Source organism: Marinobacter algicola DG893 (assembly GCF_000170835.1).
Classification (GTDB): domain Bacteria; phylum Pseudomonadota; class Gammaproteobacteria; order Pseudomonadales; family Oleiphilaceae; genus Marinobacter; species Marinobacter algicola.
Genome location: NZ_ABCP01000019.1, coordinates 58,040 through 64,417 on the forward strand (window position 1 = coordinate 58,040; position 6,378 = coordinate 64,417).

The window sequence follows — 6,378 nt, forward strand, 5'->3', positions numbered from 1 at the left end:
TCATGGACTACTATGACCTGATTATCGTGGGTGCCGGGCCTGCAGGATCTACCCTCGCCCACGCACTGCAGGACACTGGCAAACGCATTCTGGTGATCGATAAGCAGGACTTCCCACGGGACAAGACCTGCGCCGGCTGGGTTACTCCTGCGGTGATGGACAGTCTCGACATAGACATCAACTCTTACGGCACCGGGCGAACCCTCCAACCCATCCGGCGGTTTTGTATAGGCATGATGGGGCAACCAGCGGTGGAAAATGACCACGGTGAGATTGTCAGTTACGGCATACGACGCTGCGAGTTCGATGCCTTTCTGCTCGACAGGACAACCGTGCCGAAGCAGCTGAAAACACCGGTCAAGTCCATTGTTCGTCACGATGGCAACTGGGTGGTCAACGATACCTGGGAGGCACCCCTGGTTGTGGGTGCCGGGGGCCATTTCTGCCCAGTGGCGAAGCTGATGGGGGATGGCCCTGGCAGCCACGAAGTCGTGGTGGCGGCCAAAGAAGTGGAATTCGAGATGACGCCTCAACAGGCCGAGGTGTGCGAAGCCCGTGGCGATACCCCCGAACTCTGGTTTTGCCGCGACCTCAAAGGCTATGCCTGGGTGTTCCGGAAGGGTAATTTCCTCAATATTGGCCTTGGTCGGGAAGACAATCACAAACTGACCGAGCACCTCAATGCCTTCGTGGAGGAAATGAAATCCGAAGGGCGCATACCGGCCGATTTACCCGGCAAGTTCAAAGGTCATGCCTACCTGCTATACGCCCACGCGGAGAGGCCACTGGCCGATGACGGCCTGCTGTTGATTGGTGATTCCGCCGGCCTGGCTTACACCCAGAGCGGAGAGGGTATTCGCCCTGCCATAGAGTCTGCGTTGATGGCGGCCGACATTATTCGCGATCAGGAGGATTATTCCGCCCAGGCGCTGCAAGCCTACGGTGAAGCCATTGCCAGCCGCTTTGGTAATCGTGCCATGCCTCAGGATGAGGGCTGGCAAGTGCCGGACTGGGTCAAAATGCCATTGGCCAGTACCCTGATGCGGTCCCACTGGTTCACCCGCAAGGTCGTCACCGAAAAATGGTTCCTGCATCAGCAGGTTCCCCCACTGGCGACGGTTTCCCAAGGCTGAGAGAACGTATAAAGCCGGACCGGGCAGCGCCCGCTCCGGCTTTCCTTTGCCTCGCCGACTGTCAGTCAGCGGCCAGTTCAATCACATCGATGCCATACAGAGTGGTCGTACCACTCACCTCGTTGCCCACCGCTAACATCGGCTTGCCATTGGGGCTGTCGTCAGCAGCGATAAAGGCAAGTCCCTCGGGCCCGAGATCACCGGCCATGCCATTCTCAAGATCGGTCTGGGAGGCAGAAAAGTCGCGGTTATTGAGGTACTGGACGAATTCCGGGTTCTGCGGATTGGTCACGTTATAGACCATGATGCCCCCGACCCGTTCAAGGCCAATAAAAGCAAAAGTCTGGCCATTGATGGTACCCACGGTGACTGCCTCGGGCTCTGGCCCCTTGTCATCGGAGCGATTGTCGAATGCGTTTTCGTCGTTATTGCTGTTGAAGTTGTCCGGGATCAGGCTCGCGGCAATGCGCTCGAATTCACTGCCGCTGTCGAAGACCCGCTCGCCGGTTTCCGACCATATTGAAAATGATCGCGCACCGTAGGCGTAGAGCTCACTGTAGACACAGTTGTTCTCCACATAGCTACGGTCGTACTCTCCACCCATGAGAGTAACGTTGGCCGGATCGCTAGGCGCGCAGGAATTGCCAAAACCCAGGGTGGATGTAACGTTCAGGCGGCCCAGGTTAGCGTCTTCCTGTAACTCGGCGGCGTTCGGGAAGGCCGTAGCATCCAGCGTCAGGTCGGCGACGCGGAATTCCTCACTGAAGCCGTCGTAATCACGGGAATCACCCTCGTTGGCGGTGATGTAATAGGTTTTTCCGTTAAAGCCGTAGCTGGTCATGGCATCCGGATGGTAAATACCCTTCACCGGCCAGTTGCGAATGTTGATGCCGCTGTCGTCGTTGCTGGCATCCAATTCGTTGCCGATGATGCTGTGATCCTTGAAGCCCAGCGGAATAATGGCAGTAATTTCCCCGGCCGCGATGTCCAGTTCGGCAACGGCATTTGCCTCCTGCATCGCAACCCAGGCTTTTTCACCGTCGATAGAGATCGCGATGTATTCCGGCTCCAGATCCTGGGCCAGGGTGGCGCCCGGCCCGAACACTCTCAGGCCCTGTTCCATAAGCTCGGCCTGCTGACCGTTGAAGCTGGTGAACCCTGCCGTGGTTACCGTCGCCGCAGCCACGCCGTTGGACAGGTCAACAATGCTAACGGAGCCCTCCGGGTCAACACTGTAGTCATCACTGGGTTCGCCCTCGTTGGCCACCAGGAGCTTCTGGCCATCGCGGGTAAACGTCAGCATATCCGGCAAGGCGCCCGCCTCTACTTCACCCACCTTGTTCAGGTCGGTGCTGTTATAGAACACCACTTTGCCGTTGTCCTGCTTGACGTCAGCTTCAATGGCGACGGCCACGAGGTCGCCGTATACCGCCACGCTGTTCGCGGAAGCACCTTCGGCGGTGGCATCAATGGTGCTGAGCTTGACCGGCATCTCCGGGTCCTGGATGTCCAGCACGTCCACGGTTGATTCGTTGGCATTGATGACAAACAGGCGTTGGTTGACCGGATCGTGGGCCACGATCTCCGCTGCGCCTTCATCGAACGCACCGCTTGCATAGGTACCGAGGGTATTCAGTTCGATCAGGGTCTGGCTGGTGCCGGGCGAACCCGCGCTGCCATCGTCGCCATCATCACCGTCGCAGGCCATCAGGCCTAGGGTGGATGCGAGGATGGCTGCCGTAAGGAGTGACTTCTGGAATGTCATGTTTGCCTCTTCTTCTGTCGTTACACGTGTGGTTGTACACGACACTTTATGGAGAAGAGGTGACAGAAATGCGTCACTTTTAAGTCAGGACTGTTTAGGAGAGGCGATACCAGCAAAAAAATGGCGACCGCGCGGTCGCCATTGTCAACGCTTGCTCAAGTTATTGAGAGCATAAAGCCTTACTGGCCGAGGTAGCTGCGGTACATCCATACCGTCTTTTCCTGCTGAGAGATGTAGTCACTCATCAGTGCCACTGTACCTTCGTCGTCCGCGTCGCCAGCCAGATGAAGCAACTCCCGCTGCTTGCCAATCAGTTTGGCGAAGCTGTCTACGATGTTTTCAACAGCATCCTTACCATCGGCGACATCTTTTCTCTCAGGCACCTCGGATTTTTCGATGTAAGTGCTGTAGGCGTGTGCAGGCCGATGCCCGAGTGTGAGAACCCGCTCGGCGATCTCATCAATCTTCAGTAACAGATCGTCGTAAAGCTCTTCAAACTTGGCATGCAACTCGAAAAAGTTGTCGCCTTTGATGTTCCAGTGATAGCCACGAACGTTCATGTAGAAGATCTGGTAATTGGACAGCAGATCGTTCAGTGCGTTCGCAAGGCTCTGGGTCTTTTCAGTGTCCAGCCCAATAAAGTTCTTGCTCATAACGTGTCTCCTTGACAGTTGCCGGAATGTACTGGCCATTAAACTAACCAGAAACAATGAATAGATAAAGTTTAGTTATCCAATACTATTGATAGCTATTACTAATCCGTGGCGTCGACAAATAATAGCCAAGGACTATCAAAAATCTGCATATTATTTATTTAACAACAATTCTCAATTGCTGTTGAATGGACTCATATCCATCGCACATGCGGAGCTGTCTATGAGTGCCCTGAAGATGTTTTTCCATGACCATGGTTCCAAGGGTGACAACTCGTTGCTGAAAACCATCACATTTGCCATTACTCACTTCACCGTGGCCTTTACCGTTGCTTACCTGCTGACCGGCGACCTCCTGATTGGCAGCCTTATTGCCATGGTGGAGCCAGCGATTAACACGGTTGCCTATTTCTTTCATGAGAAGATATGGGCGCGGAGGCAACAGATTACAAGGGGCGCCCCTGGTGCGGAGACAACCCCGGTCGCTCAAAGTTTCTGAACCGGGCCACCCCCTTGACTCTAGCCACCCGGACCGCAATCCAGGCAACGCTCAATCGGTTGTGGGCCGATATCCAGCTTGCGGTTGAGGTCACGCAACGCTGTTCGGACCCCTTCTTCGATCACCGGGTGGTAAAACGGCATGGTCAGCATTTCGCTTACAGTCATGCGCTTTTGCAGCGACCAGGCCAGCAAGTGGCCGATGTGTTCGGCTGCGGGGCCAAACATCTCCGCGCCCAGAAATAGCCCACTGCCTCGCTCCCCATATACATGCAGAATGCCCTTGTTGGCGCCGATAACGCGGCTGCGCCCCTGCCCTTCAAAAGAAACTTCACCAACGGCATAGCCCTCCTTACAACGCTCATTGGCTTCTTTTAGGGTCATCCCCACCGTCGCAATCTGTGGATCAGTGAATACGATGCCCAATGGCACCCGGCGCAGCCCCGCCCGCACATCCGGGTATCTGGCGGCGTTATCGCCGGCTATTCGTCCTTCGTCGGCCGCCTCATGGAGCAGCGGCACTTCATTGTTGGCATCTCCCGCGATGAATATATGACTGTCACCGCACTGAAGCGTGTAGTGGTCGAACAGTGGCGAGCCATGGTCATCCTGGGCAATATCCGCGTTCTGTATGTCCAGACTGTCGACATTGGGGCGACGGCCCGTGGCCGCCAGCAGATAGTCAAACGTTTCCGTGAGCTCACCACGATCCGCGTCCGAAAAACGAATGCGAACACCATCGTCCGTTCGCTCAACCAACCGGACCTTGGCGCTGGTATCCAACGGAAATTCTTCATTGAATGTTTTCAGTGCGTAGCTGCGGATTGCGTCCTCCTGAAGCGGCCCGAGGCTTCCGCTGACTCCGAACATCCGCACCCGAACCCCCAGCCGACTGAGCGCCTGCCCTAGCTCCAGGCCAATTATGCCGGGGCCGAATACGGCAACGGATCCAGGCAGGTCGTCCCACTCGAAAATATCATCGTTCACCACCAGTCGGTCTTTGGCATCCTTGAAAAAGCCGGGGATGTTCGGCCGGGAACCGGTGGCAATGACCACCCGCGCGGCCTCCACTTCCACTTTCTCGCCGACAACAATCCGGTGGGGCGACAGGAAACGGGCCTGGCCGCGAAGCCGGTCAGCCTCGGGGAACCCCTCTACGGCCTCCACCACAAAGCTGACGAACCGATCCCGCTCCTTGCGAACACGCGCCATCACCTCTTTGCCATCAATTCGGACATCACCGGGGTGAACTCCAAACATTGGCGCCTTCCGCAATTGGTGGGCACTGTCTGCCGCCGCGATCAAGAGCTTGCTGGGCATGCAGCCCACGCTGGCACAGGTGGTACCGTAGGCACCGCCTTCAATCAAAACGATATTGTCCGTGTGCTTGCGGGCAGCGCGATAGGCGCTCATGCCGGCAGTACCCGCGCCAATAACAGCGACATCGACCTTACGTTTTTCCACGTCTACCACTCCCCTACCCGAATGCGAAATTCATGGTGTTGCCTGAGTATAGGAGTGAATACAGAAAACGGTTTAGTATCAAATCAAAGAAATTACTGTATTCGGCACAGGACTTTTTTGGCCACGCCTTCTAGACTGACGCCCTGCACCGGAACTTCCCAGGAGACAAAACCCATGCACAACTACTGGCCGGAATTCATCACCGTCGCCCTCGTCCATTTTCTGGCCGTCGCCAGCCCGGGGCCAGATTTTGCCGTGATGCTTCGCCAGGCACTGTGCCAAAGCCGTCGCAACGCCCTGCTGACGGCCTTTGGCATTGGCACCGGCATTCTAGTTCACGTGGGGTATTCCCTGCTGGGTATCGGCCTGATCATCCAGCAGTCGCTGGTGCTGTTCAGCATTCTCAAAGTGGTTGGCGCCCTCTACCTCACCTGGATCGCGATACAGTGTTTGCGCTCGAAAGCCGGCGGTATTTATGTAGAAACGGAAAACGGTGAGCTGCAATCCGGGCTGGCGGCCTTTAGGCTTGGTTTCCTGACCAATACCCTGAATCCGAAGGCAACACTGTTCTTTGTGTCACTCTTTTCGGTAATCATCAGCCCGGGTACGCCGATCGCGATTCAAACCGCTTATGGCGCCTATATGGCGGTGGCCACCGGCCTGTGGTTCATGGCCGTGGCGGTATTCTTCACCCTGCCGCAGATCCGCAAGGGGTTTAACCGTTTCGGCCATTGGCTGGACCGGCTGATGGGGGGCGTTCTGTTGTTACTGGCGGGGCAGTTGCTGTTTTCAACGGTTTCCGGAGATGGAAACCTTCCAGGAAAAGAATAATCAGAGCAGCCCTGGACCGTTTTCAGGCAAGCTG

The 6,378-nt window shown here is 56.2% G+C and carries 6 protein-coding genes; 3 read left to right on the plus strand and 3 right to left on the minus strand.

Annotated features, from left to right (window positions below; all coding sequences use genetic code 11):
* Positions 1–2: 2 nt before the first annotated feature.
* Positions 3–1,133 carry an NAD(P)/FAD-dependent oxidoreductase gene (locus tag MDG893_RS12750; RefSeq protein WP_007154201.1) on the plus strand — a complete coding sequence of 377 codons (1,131 nt, stop codon included), beginning with the start codon at positions 3–5 and terminating at the stop codon, positions 1,131–1,133.
* 61 nt (positions 1,134–1,194) lie between these two features.
* Here the strand turns inward: MDG893_RS12750 and MDG893_RS12755 are convergent, their stop codons facing one another.
* Together MDG893_RS12755 and MDG893_RS12760 are read right to left on the minus strand one after the other, a co-directional pair.
* The gene (locus MDG893_RS12755) at positions 1,195–2,898 is read right to left on the minus strand and encodes a choice-of-anchor I family protein (protein WP_007154202.1); all 1,704 of its coding nucleotides are present in this window, start codon (positions 2,896–2,898) and stop codon (positions 1,195–1,197) included.
* A gap of 179 nt (positions 2,899–3,077) precedes the next feature.
* Complete coding sequence (locus MDG893_RS12760) at positions 3,078–3,551, minus strand: Dps family protein (protein ID WP_007154203.1); 474 nt, start codon at positions 3,549–3,551, stop codon at positions 3,078–3,080.
* A 223-nt stretch (positions 3,552–3,774) separates the two neighbouring features.
* On the opposite strand from MDG893_RS12760, the gene MDG893_RS12765 reads away from it, so the two are divergent.
* Positions 3,775–4,050 (plus strand): DUF2061 domain-containing protein, encoded by a 276-nt coding sequence (locus MDG893_RS12765; protein WP_007154204.1) that lies wholly within the window; start codon positions 3,775–3,777, stop codon positions 4,048–4,050.
* Between the two features lie 20 nt (positions 4,051–4,070).
* On the opposite strand, the gene MDG893_RS12770 is transcribed toward MDG893_RS12765, so the two are convergent.
* Positions 4,071–5,513, minus strand: a complete 1,443-nt coding sequence (locus tag MDG893_RS12770; RefSeq protein ID WP_007154205.1) for a dihydrolipoyl dehydrogenase — start codon at positions 5,511–5,513, stop codon at positions 4,071–4,073.
* Between the two features lie 174 nt (positions 5,514–5,687).
* Here MDG893_RS12770 and MDG893_RS12775 point away from each other — a divergent pair, with 174 nt between their 5' ends.
* A complete protein-coding gene (locus tag MDG893_RS12775; protein WP_007154206.1) occupies positions 5,688–6,344 on the plus strand; it encodes a LysE family translocator in 657 nt (218 codons plus the stop codon).
* Positions 6,345–6,378: the final 34 nt, after the last annotated feature.